The 16031-nt window shown below is 66.7% G+C and carries 18 protein-coding genes; 10 read left to right on the forward strand and 8 right to left on the reverse strand.

Going from position 1 to position 16031, the window contains the following annotated elements:
* Positions 1 to 11: 11 nt before the first annotated feature.
* Both AC3WR5_RS12830 and AC3WR5_RS12835 read right to left on the reverse strand, forming a co-directional pair.
* Complete coding sequence (locus AC3WR5_RS12830; protein ID WP_492484908.1) at positions 12 to 626, reverse strand: 2-hydroxychromene-2-carboxylate isomerase; 615 nt, start codon at positions 624 to 626, stop codon at positions 12 to 14.
* A gap of 90 nt (positions 627 to 716) precedes the next feature.
* Positions 717 to 1184: a GNAT family N-acetyltransferase gene (locus tag AC3WR5_RS12835; RefSeq protein ID WP_492484910.1), complete on the reverse strand. Its 468-nt coding sequence runs from the start codon at positions 1182 to 1184 to the stop codon at positions 717 to 719.
* Between the two features lie 293 nt (positions 1185 to 1477).
* Between AC3WR5_RS12835 and AC3WR5_RS12840 the strand changes: the two genes are divergently transcribed.
* Both AC3WR5_RS12840 and AC3WR5_RS12845 read left to right on the forward strand, forming a co-directional pair.
* The gene (locus AC3WR5_RS12840; protein ID WP_325650874.1) at positions 1478 to 1720 is read left to right on the forward strand and encodes a hypothetical protein; all 243 of its coding nucleotides are present in this window, start codon (positions 1478 to 1480) and stop codon (positions 1718 to 1720) included.
* Positions 1713 to 3608 carry an AAA family ATPase gene (locus tag AC3WR5_RS12845; protein WP_492484912.1) on the forward strand — a complete coding sequence of 632 codons (1896 nt, stop codon included), beginning with the start codon at positions 1713 to 1715 and terminating at the stop codon, positions 3606 to 3608. Before AC3WR5_RS12840 ends, AC3WR5_RS12845 begins: the two co-directional genes overlap by 8 nt.
* A gap of 74 nt (positions 3609 to 3682) precedes the next feature.
* Here the strand turns inward: AC3WR5_RS12845 and AC3WR5_RS12850 are convergent, their stop codons facing one another.
* Together AC3WR5_RS12850 and AC3WR5_RS12855 are read right to left on the reverse strand one after the other, a co-directional pair.
* Positions 3683 to 4348, reverse strand: coding sequence for a glutathione S-transferase family protein (locus tag AC3WR5_RS12850; RefSeq protein ID WP_492484914.1), 666 nt, complete (start codon positions 4346 to 4348; stop codon positions 3683 to 3685).
* 90 nt (positions 4349 to 4438) lie between these two features.
* The gene (locus AC3WR5_RS12855) at positions 4439 to 5191 is read right to left on the reverse strand and encodes an SDR family oxidoreductase (protein WP_492484916.1); all 753 of its coding nucleotides are present in this window, start codon (positions 5189 to 5191) and stop codon (positions 4439 to 4441) included.
* 125 nt (positions 5192 to 5316) lie between these two features.
* Between AC3WR5_RS12855 and AC3WR5_RS12860 the strand changes: the two genes are divergently transcribed.
* Positions 5317 to 6234, forward strand: a complete 918-nt coding sequence (locus AC3WR5_RS12860) for a LysR family transcriptional regulator (RefSeq protein ID WP_492484918.1) — start codon at positions 5317 to 5319, stop codon at positions 6232 to 6234.
* A 474-nt stretch (positions 6235 to 6708) separates the two neighbouring features.
* Here AC3WR5_RS12860 and AC3WR5_RS12865 read toward each other — a convergent pair whose 3' ends face one another.
* Positions 6709 to 7710: an AraC-like ligand-binding domain-containing protein gene (locus AC3WR5_RS12865; RefSeq protein ID WP_492484920.1), complete on the reverse strand. Its 1002-nt coding sequence runs from the start codon at positions 7708 to 7710 to the stop codon at positions 6709 to 6711.
* 130 nt (positions 7711 to 7840) lie between these two features.
* Here AC3WR5_RS12865 and AC3WR5_RS12870 point away from each other — a divergent pair, with 130 nt between their 5' ends.
* The 6 genes from AC3WR5_RS12870 (at position 7841) to AC3WR5_RS12895 (ending at position 13208) form a co-directional block, all read left to right on the forward strand.
* Complete coding sequence (locus AC3WR5_RS12870) at positions 7841 to 8860, forward strand: AAA family ATPase (RefSeq protein ID WP_492484922.1); 1020 nt, start codon at positions 7841 to 7843, stop codon at positions 8858 to 8860.
* Between the two features lie 80 nt (positions 8861 to 8940).
* Positions 8941 to 9795 carry a DUF58 domain-containing protein gene (locus tag AC3WR5_RS12875; RefSeq protein WP_492484924.1) on the forward strand — a complete coding sequence of 285 codons (855 nt, stop codon included), beginning with the start codon at positions 8941 to 8943 and terminating at the stop codon, positions 9793 to 9795.
* A 77-nt stretch (positions 9796 to 9872) separates the two neighbouring features.
* Positions 9873 to 10661 (forward strand): hypothetical protein, encoded by a 789-nt coding sequence (locus AC3WR5_RS12880; RefSeq protein ID WP_492484927.1) that lies wholly within the window; start codon positions 9873 to 9875, stop codon positions 10659 to 10661.
* A complete protein-coding gene (locus AC3WR5_RS12885; protein ID WP_492484929.1) occupies positions 10661 to 11653 on the forward strand; it encodes a vWA domain-containing protein in 993 nt (330 codons plus the stop codon). The genes AC3WR5_RS12880 and AC3WR5_RS12885 overlap by 1 nt, the downstream gene beginning before the upstream one ends.
* Entirely contained in the window at positions 11650 to 12219 is a 570-nt protein-coding gene (locus AC3WR5_RS12890) for an MxaK protein (protein ID WP_492484931.1), read from the forward strand. The genes AC3WR5_RS12885 and AC3WR5_RS12890 overlap by 4 nt, the downstream gene beginning before the upstream one ends.
* Complete coding sequence (locus AC3WR5_RS12895; RefSeq protein WP_492484933.1) at positions 12216 to 13208, forward strand: MxaL protein; 993 nt, start codon at positions 12216 to 12218, stop codon at positions 13206 to 13208. The genes AC3WR5_RS12890 and AC3WR5_RS12895 overlap by 4 nt, the downstream gene beginning before the upstream one ends.
* Before the next feature lie 91 nt (positions 13209 to 13299).
* Here the strand turns inward: AC3WR5_RS12895 and AC3WR5_RS12900 are convergent, their stop codons facing one another.
* The 3 genes from AC3WR5_RS12900 to AC3WR5_RS12910 all read right to left on the reverse strand — a co-directional run bounded on the left by AC3WR5_RS12900 (position 13300) and on the right by AC3WR5_RS12910 (position 14968).
* On the reverse strand, positions 13300 to 13812 hold the full coding sequence (locus tag AC3WR5_RS12900; RefSeq protein ID WP_492484935.1) for a tyrosine-type recombinase/integrase: 513 nt from the start codon (positions 13810 to 13812) through the stop codon (positions 13300 to 13302).
* A gap of 82 nt (positions 13813 to 13894) precedes the next feature.
* Positions 13895 to 14092 (reverse strand): hypothetical protein, encoded by a 198-nt coding sequence (locus tag AC3WR5_RS12905; RefSeq protein WP_492484937.1) that lies wholly within the window; start codon positions 14090 to 14092, stop codon positions 13895 to 13897.
* A gap of 459 nt (positions 14093 to 14551) precedes the next feature.
* Positions 14552 to 14968, reverse strand: coding sequence for a putative quinol monooxygenase (locus tag AC3WR5_RS12910; protein WP_492484939.1), 417 nt, complete (start codon positions 14966 to 14968; stop codon positions 14552 to 14554).
* A gap of 131 nt (positions 14969 to 15099) precedes the next feature.
* On the opposite strand from AC3WR5_RS12910, the gene AC3WR5_RS12915 reads away from it, so the two are divergent.
* Positions 15100 to 15990: an AraC family transcriptional regulator gene (locus AC3WR5_RS12915; protein ID WP_492484941.1), complete on the forward strand. Its 891-nt coding sequence runs from the start codon at positions 15100 to 15102 to the stop codon at positions 15988 to 15990.
* The last annotated feature ends 41 nt before the right edge of the window (positions 15991 to 16031 follow it).

Here is a 16031-nt window from a genome sequence, read left to right on the forward strand (position 1 = left end):
GGGTCGATGGATCAGGCGCCGCGGGTCGGGCCGGCCAGCGCTTCGGCCAACAGGTCCAGCCGGTCCTGGCCCCAGAAGATCTCGCCGTCCAGCACATAGCTGGGCGCACCGAACACCTGGGCCTCGATGGCCTCGCGGCTGTAGCGCTCGTAGACGGCGGCCACTTCCGGCGTGGTCGATTCGGCCAGGCGTTCGGCCGGCAGTTCGCACTCGGCCAGCACGGTGGCCAGAGTGGCCGGGTCGGCGATGTTGCGCTCCTGCACCCACACGGCAGTCAGCAGCGCCGCACTGAGGCGAAGCGCCGCTTCGGTGCCGTCCTTCAGGTCGACTGCGATGATCAGCAGCGAAGCCGGGCCGGTGGCCACCGGGAAGAACTTCGGCTCGATGTTCATCGGCAACCCCAGGCTCTTCGAGATGCGGCGCAGCTCCACCAGCCGGTAGGCCTGGCGCTGCGGCGCACGCTGGGCCAGCGGCAGGCCGCCGGAAACCGGGAAGACCTTGCCCAGGTCGATGGGTCGCACGCGGATGCTGGCGCCGGTTTCGCGGGCCAGCTTGACGAAGCGTTCGTGCCCCAGGTAGGTCCAGGGGCTGTGCGGGGCGAGGTGGTAGTCGATGACGCGGCTCAAGAACGGCTCCATGCGCAAGTCGGTGCGAGGAATTTCGCACCGACCGGTTTATAGGCCAAGTCGCCGAACCGTTCGCACACAAAACGCGCTTCAGGCCTCCCGCCACATGCGCAGGCTGCGTCCATCGTCTTCCTCGCCGGTCACCCGAAAACCCAGGCGCTCGTACAGGCGCCGCGCCGGGTTGTTGACCAGCACCGACAGCAGCATGGGCCGGCCCTGCGCCGAGGCCTGGGCACAGACGGCGCCCAGCAGCGCGCTGGCCAGTCCGCGGCCCTGGTGCGCGGGCAGCAGCTGGACCTGCACGATGTGCCAGGCCGCGGGCTCGTCGCGCCACTTCAGCATGCCGGCCGGCTCGCCGTGCCACAGCAGCAGCTGGATGTCTTCGAAGAACAGCATGACGCGCGCCAGTGCGTCTTCGGCGGTGGGCTGGTAGCCCGCGCCGCGCAGCCGTTCCGTCATGGTCTGCTCGCGCAGGGCCAGCAGGAAGGGCAGGTCGGCATCGGTGGCGGGCCGCAGCGTCAGCCCGGCAGGCAGCGGAAAGTTCGTAGGCAGGCGCATGACCGCCAGCATAGCCAGCGCTGGCCGTTGGCGCGCCACAACGCAGAAGGCGTCTGCCGCTTGCGCACCCGCAGCGGGTGCCGTCATCATTCGCACCCCATTGCTGGAAGCGCCCACGACAGCGCCCGCATCACGGAGATCCCCCTATGTCCTCCTTGTTCATCTCGACCATCGACTGAACACGGTTCCCGCGCCCCGGCTGAACCGTGTCTGTTTTTCAGATTCGGCCTCAGACCGCGTGGCAAGCAAGCCCCGCCGCCATTGAGCCGGGGCATTGCTTTTCGGAAACCGCAATGAGTGCACAACTCCGTTCCCGCGCCCTCGAGGAGGGGCGGGTCAAGGCCCTGCGCCGCATGAAGCAGCCGATGACGCTGGTGCTCGAAACGAGCCCCGGCGCGCGCGACCCCGTGGCGCGTGCGCTGGCCCAGCGCGGCTTGCGTGGCGCAGGCCAACACATCCAAAGCCGCGGCGCCCAGCGCCGTGCAGACCGCGTGGCGCTGCAGGCGCTGCTGCGAAGAGAGGATTGGGATGAATGATCCCCAGCAATTGCGCGACCAGCTGGCGCAAAAAAACCAACAGCTGCAGAACGTCGCCGCCCAGCTCAAGACAGAGCTGTTCGGCATCGACGCCATCATCGACCGTGTCATCGATTCGGTGCGCGCCTGGTACCTGCTGCCCGAGCTCGTCTCGCGGCCCGTCATCGTCTGCCTCTGGGGCCTGACCGGCACCGGCAAGACCCAGTTGGTGCGCCGCCTGGCGCAACTGCTGGGCTTCTACGACCGCTTCGTCGAAGTGCAGATGGACGGCTTCTCCAACGGTGCGGGCTGGCGCGGCGCGCAGAGCATCTCGGGCATGCTGGGGCAGTCCGGCGTGCGCGAGGGCGAGCCGGGCATCCTGGCGCTGGACGAGTTCCAGCGCTTTCGCACCATCGACAACAAGCGTGCCGAAGTGCGGGTCGAGCGCTACCAGGACGTCTGGGCGCTGCTGTCAGACGGCAGGCTGCCGCCGTCGCTCTCGCTGCTGGGCGACATCGAATCGTCTCTTGCCGAGGCTGCGTTCGATGCCGAACGCGCCGAGGCCAGCGAGGCTCAGCGGCGCTTCAAGCTGCGCAGCTGGGAGGCCAAGGAACTCAAGCGCAACATGAAGCTCGACGAGCCCTTGCTGCAGATCATGGCCTGGACCCCCGAGCAGGTGCAGCAGCGCCTGCGCGAGTTTCGCGACAGCGGCCAGCAGCAATGGGAGACGGACTACAGCCGGCTGCTGGTCTTCGTCTGCGGCAACCTCGACGAAATGTACGAGGACCTGGCCACCAGCGTGGACGATTGCGACAGCGATGCCGACACCTTCCACGCCATCACCGGCAAGCTGAGCGTCATCGACGTGAAGCAGGCGCTCAACAAGCGCTTCAAGCCCGAGCAGGTGGCGCGACTGGGCAACGAGCATGTCATCTACCCCTCGCTGTCGCGCCGTGCGTACGAGCAGTTGATCGAGCAGAACTGCGCTCGCTATGCCCGCGATACGGCGGGCCGCTGCGGCCTGCATTTCGATCTGGCCACCAGCGTTCGCGAGCAGATCTACGCCAACGCCGTTTTCCCTGCGCAGGGTACCCGGCCGCTGTTCTCGTCGCTGCACGCCATCCTCGGCGCAGGCCTGGCCAAGGCCGCGCTGTGGGCGCTGGAGCGCGGCGCCGAGGCCGGCGACAGCGTGGGCCTCACGGCCGATGGCCGCAGCCTGATCGCACACTGGCGCGGCCAGTCGCACGCGATTGCCGCGCCCTTCGACATCACGCGCCTGCGCCAGCGCAACAACGCCGACTTCCGCGCGCTGCTGGCCGTGCACGAGGCCGGCCACGGCCTGGTGCACGCGCTGCTCTTCGGCCGCGCACCGCAGGAGATCAAGATCCACGTGGCCAGCTTCGAGGGCGGCTACAACGCCTACACCTCGCGCAAGGTCTGGTCGCGCCGCAACCTGCTGGACTCGATCTGTACCAGCCTGGCCGGGCGTGCCGCCGAGCTGCTGGTCTTCGGCGCCGAGCTGAGCTCCAGCGGTGCCGAAGGCGACCTGCGCAAGGCCACCGAAAGCGCAGCCCGCATGCTGCGCCACTTCGGCCACGGCGGGCGCATTGGCCGCAGCGACGTGTCCATGAACAATGACGAGAACCTCTGCACCGACGTGGAAGCCAGCAACGCCCCGATCGAAGCGCTGCTGCAGGCCGAGCACGCCCGCGCCACGAAGCTGCTCGACACCCACCGCGGCGCGCTGCTGGCGCTGGTGGACGAGTTGATGGCGCAAGGTCAGGTCACGCCTGCGCGCTTTGCCGCTGTGGTGGGGCTGCCGCTGGGCAGGCCAGAAGACGCGCTGGACCCGTATGCGGAGCGGCTGGCGGAGTTTCGGGGGAAAGGGGCAGAGCGGCTCAGGGCATAGGGGAGGTGTGCGGCCACCCGGCGGCTCGTGATGCTGATTCCTTGGAGATTCGATTGGGTTGCATGGAATAGGTATCAGGCCGCTGCCAGCAGGGCACCTTGCTGGTGGAGATGCGCCTGGAAGCGGGAGGCGTAGTCCTCGGCAACTGCATTGCTCACGCTGGCTCGCACTGCCAATGCCTCTCGCCAGGCCGAAACGCGCGGCAGGCCATCGAAGATTTGCCGCGTCGCTGGTGGGTCGATCAGCTCGAAGTAGCGAAAGAGTGGTGCATAGACTGCATCGACCATGCCGAACGCCGCGCCAGCGAAATACGGGCCTGCGGTGACTTCCGACTCCAACTTGGCCAGGCGCTCACGGAAGCTGGCGCGCTTCGCATCCGCAACCTGCGAGTCACGCGCATGAAGGAACTGCCAGCCTTCAGCGAAAGTCTGAGTGGCGAACTCGATCCAGGCGCGGTGTCGGGCGCGTGTCAGCGCGTCGTGGGGGTACATCGGCGAGCCGCCCTGCGTCTCGTTGAGGTACTCGCAGATCACCACGCTTTCAAAAAGCGCCGCGTCCTCGGCATGGGCCTGGGGAACCTTGAGCACGGGCACCTTGCCAGTGGGCGACAGCGCGAGGAACCAACCGGGCTTGGCCGACAGGTCGACGTTGACGCGTTCGAAGGCGACGCCCTTCTCCAGAAGGACGATCGCGGCGCGCTGCACGAACGGGCAGAGCGGGTGGCTGATCAGGGTAAGCATTTGATGGGCGTCTGTGTTGGCAGGGATCAGGAAGGCGCCTTCGACTCGTCCCAGTCGCAAGGCGCCTTCGGCGCGCAGAACCTTGTGCGCTCAGCGATTGAGCAGGCGACCGCCGTCGACCACGATTTCCGTGCCAATCGACCAGCGGGATTCATCGGAGGCCAGGTACAGCACGGCCTTGGCCACCTCTTCTGGCGTGCCGAAGCGGCCCAGCGGGATGGTGGCCGCGATGTCCTTGTTCAGTTTTTCGCGGTAGGCCTCGGGGATGCCCAGCTTGTCGTACAGCGGCGTGTCGACAGGCCCCGGGCTGACCGCGTTGATGCGAACCCCGCGCCCGAGCAGCTCGGTCGACAGCGTCTTCGACATGTTCAGGACCGCTGCCTTGGTGGCCGCGTAAACGGAGGAGCGGTCTGCGCCCACATGCGCGCTGACGGACGTGTTCAGGACGACCGATGCGGAGGGTGCGAACACCGGCAGCAGCGACTGGATCAGGAAGTACGGGCCCTTGACGTTGACATCGAATGAACGGTCGAACATCTCTTCCGTCCAGTCTTCGAGCGGCAGCCAGACGGAGATGCCCGCGTTGAGGAAGGCCACGTCCAACTGGCCGTAGTGGTTCTTGACGGCTTGTGCCAGGTCCTTCTGCGCTGCCACGCTGGCCGAGTCGGCGCGCAGCACCAGCACCTCCGGCCCGAGTTCGGCCTGGGCCCTGGCGATGGAATCCGGGTTGACGCCGGTGACGATGACGCGGGCGCCTTCGGCCAGGAACTGCTTGGCAGTTTCCAGGCCAATGCCGCTGGTGCCGCCGGTGATGAGGGTGCGTTTGCCTTGCAAGCGTGACATGAGGTTCTCCTGTAGACGGCCACCCACCGTGGCCGATGGGGAGAATGTGCATCCATGCTGTCAGTTCGATAAGATGGCCCGATCGAATACCGTCCATGCATTTCGGGCATGAATTGGAGGGGCGCATGGACCGATTCCTGCTGATGACCTGCTTCGCGCGTGCTGTGGAAACGGGGAGCTTCACGGCCGCAGCCCGTGACCTGGGCCTGGGGCAGCCGAACGTGAGCCGCTACGTCGCAGCGCTGGAGGAGCACCTCCAGACCCGGCTCCTGCACCGATCCACACGGAAGCTTGCCCTCACGCCTGAGGGGGAGCGCTACTACGCGGACGTCCGGCGGATTCTTGATGCTGTGGACGAGTCCGAATCGTCTTTCAGGAGCAACGTCGATCCGTCAGGGCTCTTGCGGGTAGCCTGCCCCACCGCGCTGGGCCATGCCTTCGTGTTGCCGCACGTGCCGACCTTTCTGGAGCGCTATCCGAAACTGACTCTGGACCTGCAAATCAGTGATCGATTTGTCAATCTCGTTGACGAAGGGACGGAACTGGCGATCCGCATCGGGCAACTGGAAGACAGCGCATTGCGGGCTCGACGCATAGGCGCTTACGAACGCGTGTTTGTGGCGAGTGAAGCCTACTTGGCGAAGCGCGGAGTGCCGCAAACGCCGGACGACCTCCGAGACCACGACTGCGTCATCTACACGCTGCTGTCGTCGGGTGCTACTTGGCGCTTTCGCGAGACCGATGTGCCCGTTTCCGGCAGGCTCAGAGTGAACTCACCTGAAGCGGTCAGCGCGGCGGTCATTGCAGGCTTGGGAATCGGCCACGGCCCGGCATGGCTCTTCGACGAAGGGTTGAGGAGTGGGCGCCTGAAGTTCATCTTGACGGGCTACTCCGCGCCGGCCGTTCCTGTCCAGATCGTCTACGTCGCCAATCGACTTTTGCCGACGCGAGCAACCGTGTTCATGGATTTCATTGTTGACGTGTTCTCCCGGATTCCTGCCCTTGGCGGCACCGTCAAGCCAGTCATCGCCGGCCAGCAATGACTGTCACCCACGGATGGTTTTGCCTCAATCGCGCGGCCCCGCGCCGGTGCTGAAACCGTGCAGTGATGCGGCTGGTGCCCCGGCCGAACCCCTGACTCGGACCTGGCGCCGCTGGCGGCTCGTGACTTGCGGCCACGACGGTCGCATGCCGACCACCGACAAGTGTGGCCTACGGACAGTTGGCTGGCGCGCCCCTCTCAACGACCGACTGGACATGATCGACTGCTTTTCGGCAGCGAGGTCGGCGAGTCCAAGAACCGCTCAGGGTCGTCCAGTGACTGTCAGGCCCACGAACTCATCGCCTTCGAGCTGACGCTCGAACTGCGCGGCCGGGCAGCTGACTTTCGCGGCTGGCACTGGTCGGCCACAACACGACCATCACCAACGACCGCTGCAAAGCACCTCCCTGCTGTGCGGTTGCCTGAGCGGCAAGCCCTTTGCCTTCTGAGGAATTGGCCTGTCAGAGTGCGGCGGTCATCGCGCATCGTCAGAAACGCTTGGCCGCGGCAACCCTGGTGCGTCGTCGGCCTGTCGCCACGCGCGCGGCGTGATGGCGAAGCGCCGATGGAAGCTCCGGCTGAAATGTGCGGCGTCGCTGAAGCCGAACGAGAAGGCGATGTCGGAGATGGTCCGGGCCGACCAGCGCGGATCGCGCAACGCCCGCTGGCACGCGGCCAGACGCATTTCCCAGATCCAGCGCTCCAGCGTCGTGCCCTCCGAGCGAAAGATCTTGTGCAGGTAGCTGACCGACAGACCTAGAAACAAGGCGATCCGGCCGACCGTGAGCTGCGGGTCGCCCAGGTTCTCGGCGACATGGGACTTGACCCGCGCGATCTGTCTCGCCCCCGCCCCCGAGGTCACGTCGGGTTCGCCCTGCAGGCCGCGCAGGCCGCTTGTCAGCACGCTCATTACGCCGTCGGCGACGTCGAGCGATTGTGCCGAGGACAGCGGTGCGTTGGAGTCGCATGCGCAACGTACCATCTGGTTGAGCATGCGCGCGGGCAGGGCCTCGGCCGCTACCGCCAGCGCCGTCAGATCGGCGTCGCCGAGTCGGGACAACAGCGCGGCGCGCGGCACCCGCAGCACCGCCTGTTGATAGTCCTCTTCGAGGATCAGCTCGTAGGGTCGCGTGCTGTCGTAGATGGCGAACTGACCCGGTGCGAGGATCGCCTCGCGATTTCCCTGGACCACGCGGCATCCTCCCTCGAGTTGGATGCTGACGAGCACAAAGTCCTCGGCCGCCCGCGCAACCTGGTGCTGCGAACGCGTGACACGCTTACGGCTGTGACCGGCCGAGTCGATGCGGGTCAGCGAGAGTTGTGCGAGCTCGCGATTGCGCATCGTGGCAATGAATCCGTCCTCGTCAAGCACCTCGAACGCCGACTCGACGAAGCGGTCGAACGCGGCTTCAGTCCAGCGCGCCACGCGCTTGTTCGGCGGCACCAGCAAGGTCGAGAACTCCACTGCAACGTTCATGCGACGCACCCAGAAAGGTTGACTGTCAGGCAATCGACAAGGCCATTTTCAGGCAAGACACCTTCGGACCCAGCGGCTACGCTGACGTCGATTGTGGGCATGCGCCTGGCCCACGCCCACGGGAGCAACCATGAGTTCGGACGAATCGCTTCGCGACTGGCACCACCTTGCGCTGCGTCTCGAAGATGAGGTTGGCAAGGCCGTCATCGGCCAGGCGGACACGATCCGGCTCATCAACGTGGCGCTGTTCGCGCGCGGTCACGTGCTGCTGGAGGGCGACGTGGGCGTGGGCAAGACCACCGTGCTTCGCGCTTTCTCGCGTGCGGTCGGCGGCGCTTTCGAGCGGGTCGAGGGCACGATCGATCTGCTGCCCGGTGACCTGGTTTATCACACCTATGTCAGTGCCGAGGGCCAGCCGCGCATCGACCCCGGGCCGCTGCTGCGGCATGGCGAGCAACTGACGACCTTCTTCTTCAACGAGATCAACCGTGCCCGGCCGCAAGTGCAGTCGCTGTTGCTGCGCGCGATGGCCGAACGCACGGTCTCGGCCTTCAATCGAGAGTTTTCGTTTCCGCACATGACCGTCTACGCCGACCGCAACAAGGTCGAGAAGGAAGAGACCTTCGAGCTGGCGTCGGCCGCGCGCGACCGCTTCATGTTCGAGCTCAACATGGCCAAGCCCAGCGACCCGGCGGTTCGCGAGGCACTGGTCTTCGAGAACGCCTACCACGACGTGGACGCCTTGATCGAGCAGGTCACAGCGGGCCTGCTGCCGTGGGAGGAACTCAACGCGATCGCCGGCACGATCCAGCGCAGCGTGCAGGCCAGCCCAGCAATCCGGCGCTATGTGCTGGCGCTATGGCAGGCGAGCGACACGCCCAAGGCCTTCGGCATATCACTGCCGGGGGTGGACATGGACCGCCTGATCCTCGCCGGCGCGAGCGCGCGCGGCGTGAGCGCACTGCTGCGCGCCGCCCGCGTGGTTGCCTGGCTGGCCGGACGTACCCACCTGCTGCCTGACGACCTGCACGCCGTGGTTCCGGCGGCGCTCGGCCACCGCGTGTTCTTCACCCCGGTCTATGAGATGCGCCGCACTGAACTCGCCGAGGAACTGGTGCGCCAAATCCTCGACAAGGTGGCCGCGCCCTGAAATGAAACCCCCACGCTCGCTTTGCTCACTGCTCCCCGAGGGCGCGTCTCAGTACCTTCGGGCGGCCGGGCGGTGCTGAGATGGAAGAATTCCACTACCGCTTGCGCTCGCGCACCGGCGGCTACCGGGCAGGTGCGCATGCAGGCTCCACCCTCGGTGCCGGCCAGGAGTTTGCCACCCACGCCCGCCTGTTCGACCACCCCGATCCGCGCCGCCTGGACCTGCGCGCGAGCGTGCGCGACGTGCGTCACCAGTGGCTGGTGCGCAATCACAAGCAGCGCGTTGCCGTGCCGGTTTACGCGGTGGTCGATGTCTCGGCGTCGATGCAGTTCGGCGGCGGGCGTGCCAAGCTGCAGGTCGCTGCGGACTTCGTGGAGGCGCTGGGCCACAGTGCGTTCCGCGTTGGCGACGCGGTGGGGCTGCTCGCCTTCGACCGCGAACCGCGCGACGATCTGTTCCTGCCGGCGCGTCACGGCCGCGGCATGGCGGGCCTGATGTCGGGACTGCTGCGCGATTGCCGCGCCAGCGACACCGGCACGAGCGTCGATGCCGCGCTCAATCACGCGGTGGGTCGGCTCGCCGGCAAGCGGGCCTTGGTCTTCCTGGTGTCGGATTTCCACTGGCCGCTGGCCGTGCTGGGAGAGGTGCTCGACACCCTGAGTGGAGCGCGCGTCGTCCCCCTCGTCGTGTGGAACCGCGCCGAGACCGAGCCGCCGCCCAGTGGCGCGCTGCTCACGGTGCGCGACGCGGAGTCCGGCTCGCAGCGAACGCTGTGGATGCGCGATGCCCTTCGGGAGCAATGGCGCACCGCGGTGGCGAATCGCCGCGCCGAGATCGACACCCGGTTTCGCGCGCGCGAGATCCAGCCCTTCTGGGTGCACGGCGCGTTCGAGTCCGAGGCGCTGTCGCGCTATTTCCTCGAGAACGTGGCGTGAGTCGTTCGTGCCTGGTCTTCGTCGCCGGCGCGCTGGCCGCCGGCGTCGCCATCGCTGCCGGCGCGGCCCCGGCCACCGTGCAGCAGCCGCGCGCCTTCGGCAACACCATAGGCGACGTGCTCACGCAGCGCCTGTTGCTCGGCGACGACGAACTTGCGGCGGCAGCGCCCAGCGGCCGCGTCGGTGCGTGGTTCGACCGCCGAATGCCACGCCTCGAGACCGATGCCTCCGGCCAGCGCTGGTTGGCGATCGACTACCAGGTGGTCAATGCGCCGCGAACGCTCACCAACGCGAATCTGCCGGCGCTGACGCTCAAGGGCCGGTCGGGCAACGTTTGGCAGATCGCCGAGTGGCCCATCACCATGGGTCCCCTGACGCCAGACAACGTGTCTGCGCAGGGCGATCTGCTGGCCATGCGTCCTGACCACGAAGTTGCCGCTCTGCCCACGGCGCTGATCCGCCGGCGCTTCGATCGTCTGGCCACCGGCTTGGCACTGACGCTCGCGGCTTGGCTCGCCTGGTGGCTGTGGCGCAACCGGCGCGAGGCGATCCGGCTGCCCTTCGCGCGTGCCTGGGCCGAACTGCAGCGCTTCGACAGGGCAGCAGTTCAGGCCGAGCCCGCCGCGTGGCTCAGCATTCACCGGGCGCTCGACGCCACGGCGGGCCACGTGGTCACGGCCGGTACCCTGGGTGGGCTGCTGACCAGTGCGCCACATTTGCGCGCACTGCAGCCGCAACTGGAGGCGTTCTATCAACGCTCCAGCGAACGATTCTTCGCGACCGAGCCCATCCACGCCTCCTACCCCTTGCGCGACCTCTGCCTCGCGTTGCGCGACGCAGAAAAGCGTCACCACGGCGGGTCATGATGGCGCTCGACTTCCTGCATCCCTTGATGCTGCTTCTTCTGCCGCTGGCTGCCTTGCCCATGCTGCGGCGGCGCAGCGACGCGCTCGCGTTCTCCAACCTCGCCTGGCTGCCGGTGGACCGCGTCGGCCGCGCTCTGTCTTTGGCATGGCGTGCCCTCGGCGTGCTGGCGCTGGCGAGCCTCGTTGTCGGGCTCGCCGGTCCGGGCCAATCGGGTGCGCAGATACAGCGCACCGGCCGCGGCGCCGAGGTGCTGATTCTGCTGGACCGCAGCAGCAGCATGGACAGCGTCATCAGGCCCTGGAATTCTTCCGGGGGCGGCTTGGAAGTCGGCGACTCCAAGGGCAAGATCGTCCGCGAACTACTCGCCCAGTTTGTCACCAAGCGGCAGGACGACCGCTTCGCCTTGATCACCTTCAGCACCCGGCCCATGACCACGGTGCCGTTCACCGAACGGCGCGATGTCGTGCTTGCCGGCCTGTCCGCTGCCGGCATCGGCCGTGGCCTGCCCGACACCGACATGGGCAGCGCCCTGTTGATGGCGATCCGCCAGTTCGAAGGTCGCCCCTACTCGGGCAGCCGCGTCGTTCTCATCGCCTCAGACGGCGGCGCGCAACTCGACGCGCCCACACGCCAGAAGATCGAGGCCGGGCTGGCGCGCCAGCGCATCGGCGTGTACTGGATCTACATCCGCACCAGCCACAACTCGGCCGACCTGAAGGGTCTCACGGCAGACGCCGACGAGAGTGTCGAAGAAATCTTGCTGCACCGCTTCTTCAGCAAGCTCGCCACGCCCTACCACCTCTACCAGACAGACGATGCGGGCGCCATGGCAGCAGCGGTCGCCGAGATCGATCGCCAACAGAACCAGCCGCTTTCGTTCCTCGAACGCGTACCACGTCGCGATCACAGCGGTGCTCTGTTCACCATCGCGCTCGCGTGTTGCGTCGCGCTGCTGGCCTGGCGATCGATCGAAGTGAGGGGATGGTCATGAAGCGGCGAACAGTACATGCCCTGTTTGGTGTTGTCGCCTTCGTGTTCACGGGCATGTTGCTGCAACAGGCGCTCAAGCTTCAGCATGCGAAGGCGGTCAACCAGGCGATGGCACTGGCCTCGACCCAGGGCCTGCAGGCAGCGAGCCACGCAGCCAGCTCCAGCGACATATCCGACCCACATGCCCTGCCCGAAGCCCGCCTGACCCGGGCCCATGTGCTCTCGCTTTCGGGCCAGCACGACGCCGCGATCAAGCTCTACAGCCGACTGCTCCAGGACGATTCGCCCTCGGGCCTGCGCCTGGTGGCGCTCTATAACCTGGCCAACGTCTACCTGCGCCAGGGCATGGCTGGCGCACCTGGCGACTCGGTCGCGGCGCTTGAGCTCGCCAAGCAGCGCTATCGCGAACTGCTGCGCACCGCGCCGCAAGAGTGGGACGCCCGCTACAACCTCGAACGCGCGCTGCGCCTCGCGCCCGAAAACGAAGCGGCGTTCGCCGACGAGAACGTTCCAGTCGAGCAGCGCCGCGTGCGCATGCGCGGCATGAAGGCCGGCGATTTGCCATGAACGCTCCGGTCCATCCCCCGGTTGCGATGCCTCCTCCTGCCGGCATCGAACGGCCTGCCTCCAACGCCCCGACACGTTTCGTGTTGAACTGGTTGCGCGCTGCATTCGACCGCGCCACCTGGCCCGTCTCGTCGGCGTTGCTGCTGCTCATGTTGGCCGTGGGTACACCGCACTTGTTGTTGTCGCGTGACACCTACCGCTACATGGTGACGTTCGACGTCACACAAAGCATGGATGTCGAGGACTTGCAGCTGAACGGCCTGCCGGTGAGCCGGCTGGCGCTTGCCCGCGCCGCTGCGCATGAGGCGCTGCTCGCCCTGCCATGCGGTTCCGAAATCGGCTGGAGTCTGTTTGCCGACTACCGCGTGCTGGTGCTGCTGCTGCCGGTGGAGGTCTGCGGCCACTATGAAGAGCTGCTCGCTTCGCTGGATCAAATCGATGGCCGCATGCGCTGGGCCAATGCGAGCAACATCGGCAAGGGAGTCACCTGGGCCTTGCGCACCGCCAAGCAAATGGAGCCGCACACCCACGTGATCTTCCTGACCGACGGGCAAGAGGCGCCGCCCCTGCGCGAACCCGGCCTGCCGTTGATGGCTGACATCACGCCCGGCGAGATCGGCGGCTGGCTGATCGGAGTGGGCGGAGAAGTGGCAGTGCGGATTCCGAAGACGGATTCAAATGGCAACCCGGCCGGTTTCTGGACGGCCGATGAAGTCGTGCAGCGGCCGGGCGTGGGGCAGGGCATCGAGCATTTGTCGCGCCGCGAGGACGACTACCTGCAGTCGCTCGCCGCCGGAATGGGCTTGGGCTATGCGCCCCTCACCGATCCAGGCGTGCTGAAACGCGCGATGCTCGACAGTCCGCTCGCCTGGCGGCAACCGGTCGAGACCGATCTTCGCTGGTTGCCGGCGGGGCTCGCTCTGTTGCTCCTGGTGTGGCGATTTCGGCCGGAGCGGCGCAGGCCGGTGAACGGGCTGCACCGTACTTGACGGCGGTATGTACAGCGGCACCGGGTTGAGGGTTGAAGGGCTTGCCAGTGCTGGATTCCGGCCCAACCCCCTGGTGCGACAGCGCCACGCGTCAGGTGAATTCGGCAGCTGCAGCCCCCGCATTTGCCCATTCCAAGATTGCTTTGCGGTGGTCAGACCCGGTTGTTTTGCGCCAGCAGAGGGCCAGGGGCTGGCGGGTGGTCTTGCGCAAGAGGTCCGGGCCGATCGGCCGTTCCCGTGGCGTCATGTGCCGGGCGAAGACCATCCGGTGTTGGGTCTTAGGTCGCTCGTCGCGAAGGTGTGCGGCGATGGCCCGCCCCGTGGCTTTCGGCAAGGGCATCACGTCTTCACGCCGGCCCTTGGTCCGGCGCAAGGTGATCGTGCCGGCTTCCCAGTCGATATCGTCCAGACCCAGGCGTGCGACCTCGCCGCTACGCAGGCCCAGATCGAGCATGCGGCGCACCATGGCGTCAGCACGCAGCATCGACGGGCCGCCCTGGCCGAGGGCGGCCTCGAGTTGTTCGACCTCTGCCGGTTCCTGCGGCTTGGGGCAACGATGCCTGCTGCCAGTTCGCTGGGTACGCCAGCGCGCCAACCAGCGCATGGGTACGGTCACCCAGCGTCGCACGCCAGCGGAAGTAGCCGCGCAGGGCCGAGACCACGGCGCCCAGGCTCGTTGGCGCCTTTTAGTTCTTGGCCTGATCGGCGAAGAAGCGACGCACGCGCTCGGCCGTGATGACATTGAACTGGATGGTGTCATCACCGAAGTGTTTGAGCAGCAAGGCCTCGACGAGGCGCAGAGCGCCCTCGCGTGTCTTCGGGGCAAGGCCTCGCACCAGCTCCATGTGGTCGTAGCGACGCAGTTCCTGCGCCAGCTCGGTCATGTCCAGCGGCCTAGGCGCGATGGCGTTGTCGGCGCGCAGGACGACAAGAAGGTGGCCCAGCCGAGAGGTACTGCCGGTACCCCGGGATGTGGCGGTCCAGCTGATTGCAGCTGCGGGAACGGCCCGAGGAATGGGAGCGAGAACAAGGCTTGGTGCACATGGCGGTCTCCAGGTTGTGGAGCCGCCAGTGCACCTGCGGGCAAGGACCATGTGTGGATGCTCACGACATCGAGGGCTTGCAGGGCGCGTCCTGCCTCAGCAACGCCCGCTCTGCGACAGGCAACTACGCATAGTTGAGGCCCATGCATAGAGGTCGTAAGGCGCCAGTCGGCGAGCTCTTCCATGGCGGCCGGGTCGTTGGGTCCCAGGCCCGTCCGCATCCAACTGCGGGACGTGCTGGCCAGGGCGCGCGACTGGCGCTGGATCCGTGTGCAGACGGTTTGGCGGCAGCCAAGTCCATCAATCCGCCGGGTGATGGGAGAAGTGGTCCTTGCTCATGAGAACATCGACGCGGTGCACCGTGGCCGCATCGGCCAGGATGGTGTTCATGCGCGCGAGGTCGCGGAAGATGTCGCCACCACCGCCCTCGACATGCGCCTGGCGCCCTGCCAGATCGGGGAAGGCCTCGAAGATGGCAAAACTCGTCTGTGAAAACCGCAAGGCAAACCACGGTCCCGTGGCGGGCTCATCTTCGACGCATGCCCGGATGTCTCCAAGCATTTGCGCCACCGCCTCTTCTTGTCCAGGGCGGGCCTCGATCCGAATGAAGAATGCCTTGCGGCCTTCAACGCCTTGTTCGCCCAGTACCTGCACGCCGCGGTGAGCGGCGAGCGGCTTCCCTGAACTGGAGGGGATCTCGTGAGGCAACTGGGGCATGTGCGGGTCTCCTGGGTCGATGCGCCCACTCTAGGGTCGAGGCGGCCTTGGCTCGTGCCCGAACGTCGACATTGCTTGCCTGATTGTCCAGGCCGGTTTTACTTGGACAGCCGTCATGGACAGAATGCGCCATGTCCGAGGAGCTGAAGCAGGCGATCCTGCGCTACACGGGAAAGCACAAGCAGGCTGAAGGGGTCACCGTCAGGCCTGTCCAAGGCCTGTCCTTGGTCCAGCGTGCGGCACCCAGCGAGTTGGAGCACACGGTGGTCAGTCCCTTGGTGTGCCTGGTATTGCAGGGCCGCAAGCGCGTCGCCATGGACAGTGGCGTGTCGTCCTATGCCGCCGGCGACACGATGATCGTCACGGGCAACCGGCCGACGGCGAGTCGGATCAGCCAGGCCAGCATCGCCAAGCCCTACCTGGCGCTGGCACTGGACCTGGATCCGGCCGTGATCACGGAACTGATCGTGAATGCGCCCGAGGCCTGTCCACCGCAAGTCGCGCCCGACACACGCGAGGACCTGCGCGACGCTCTGCGTCGGCTGGTGCTGCTGCTGGATCGCCCGGAATCATTCGCGGTGCTCAAGGATGGCTTGATCCGAGAGATTCACCATTGGCTGCTGCTGGGCCGCCAAGGCCCGGCCATCCGCTGCCTGGGCCTGCCCGACAGCCATGTGCGACGCATTGCGCGAGCTGTGGCCATCCTGCGTGCGGACCATGCCCAGCCCGTGCAGATTGAGCGGCTGGCGGCGGCGGCCGGCATGAGCCGTTCGGCGTTCCACCAACACTTTCGTGCCATCACATCGCTCTCTCCGCTGCAGTTCCAGAAGCACCTCAGGTTGATCGAGGCACGCCGCTTGATCTTGTCCAAGGGCAAGAACATGAGCCAGGTCGCTTTCGAGGTGGGGTACGAAAGCGCTTCGCAGTTCAGCCGCGAATACACCAGGATGTATGGGCAGCCGCCGATCAGGGACAAGCAGGCGGCGTCAGGCCTGTTGGCAGCGGTCGGCGCGGGCGGGTAGCCTGCTGCCGCTCGTGCATCCGTTTTGCCCAGGGCGGCCCG

It is taken from the genome of Ideonella sp. FW305-24, assembly GCF_058788035.1.

Bases quoted from the DNA above. Each gene is read 5' to 3' on its own strand.
- AC3WR5_RS12910 (WP_492484939.1), bottom strand. From the start codon at position 14,968: ATGCCCCAGTTGCCTCACGAGATCCCCTCCAGTTCAGGGAAGCCGCTC.
- AC3WR5_RS12855 (WP_492484916.1), bottom strand. From the start codon at position 5,191: ATGTCACGCTTGCAAGGCAAACGCACCCTCATCACCGGCGGCACCAGC.
- AC3WR5_RS12865 (WP_492484920.1), bottom strand. From the start codon at position 7,710: ATGAACGTTGCAGTGGAGTTCTCGACCTTGCTGGTGCCGCCGAACAAG.
- AC3WR5_RS12895 (WP_492484933.1), top strand. From the start codon at position 12,216: ATGAACGCTCCGGTCCATCCCCCGGTTGCGATGCCTCCTCCTGCCGGC.
- AC3WR5_RS12900 (WP_492484935.1), bottom strand. From the start codon at position 13,812: ATGCGCTGGTTGGCGCGCTGGCGTACCCAGCGAACTGGCAGCAGGCAT.
- AC3WR5_RS12845 (WP_492484912.1), top strand. From the start codon at position 1,713: ATGAATGATCCCCAGCAATTGCGCGACCAGCTGGCGCAAAAAAACCAA.
- AC3WR5_RS12870 (WP_492484922.1), top strand. From the start codon at position 7,841: ATGAGTTCGGACGAATCGCTTCGCGACTGGCACCACCTTGCGCTGCGT.
- AC3WR5_RS12860 (WP_492484918.1), top strand. From the start codon at position 5,317: ATGGACCGATTCCTGCTGATGACCTGCTTCGCGCGTGCTGTGGAAACG.
- AC3WR5_RS12915 (WP_492484941.1), top strand. From the start codon at position 15,100: ATGTCCGAGGAGCTGAAGCAGGCGATCCTGCGCTACACGGGAAAGCAC.
- AC3WR5_RS12840 (WP_325650874.1), top strand. From the start codon at position 1,478: ATGAGTGCACAACTCCGTTCCCGCGCCCTCGAGGAGGGGCGGGTCAAG.
- AC3WR5_RS12890 (WP_492484931.1), top strand. From the start codon at position 11,650: ATGAAGCGGCGAACAGTACATGCCCTGTTTGGTGTTGTCGCCTTCGTG.
- AC3WR5_RS12905 (WP_492484937.1), bottom strand. From the start codon at position 14,092: ATGACCGAGCTGGCGCAGGAACTGCGTCGCTACGACCACATGGAGCTG.
- AC3WR5_RS12885 (WP_492484929.1), top strand. From the start codon at position 10,661: ATGGCGCTCGACTTCCTGCATCCCTTGATGCTGCTTCTTCTGCCGCTG.
- AC3WR5_RS12835 (WP_492484910.1), bottom strand. From the start codon at position 1,184: ATGCGCCTGCCTACGAACTTTCCGCTGCCTGCCGGGCTGACGCTGCGG.
- AC3WR5_RS12875 (WP_492484924.1), top strand. From the start codon at position 8,941: ATGGAAGAATTCCACTACCGCTTGCGCTCGCGCACCGGCGGCTACCGG.
- AC3WR5_RS12850 (WP_492484914.1), bottom strand. From the start codon at position 4,348: ATGCTTACCCTGATCAGCCACCCGCTCTGCCCGTTCGTGCAGCGCGCC.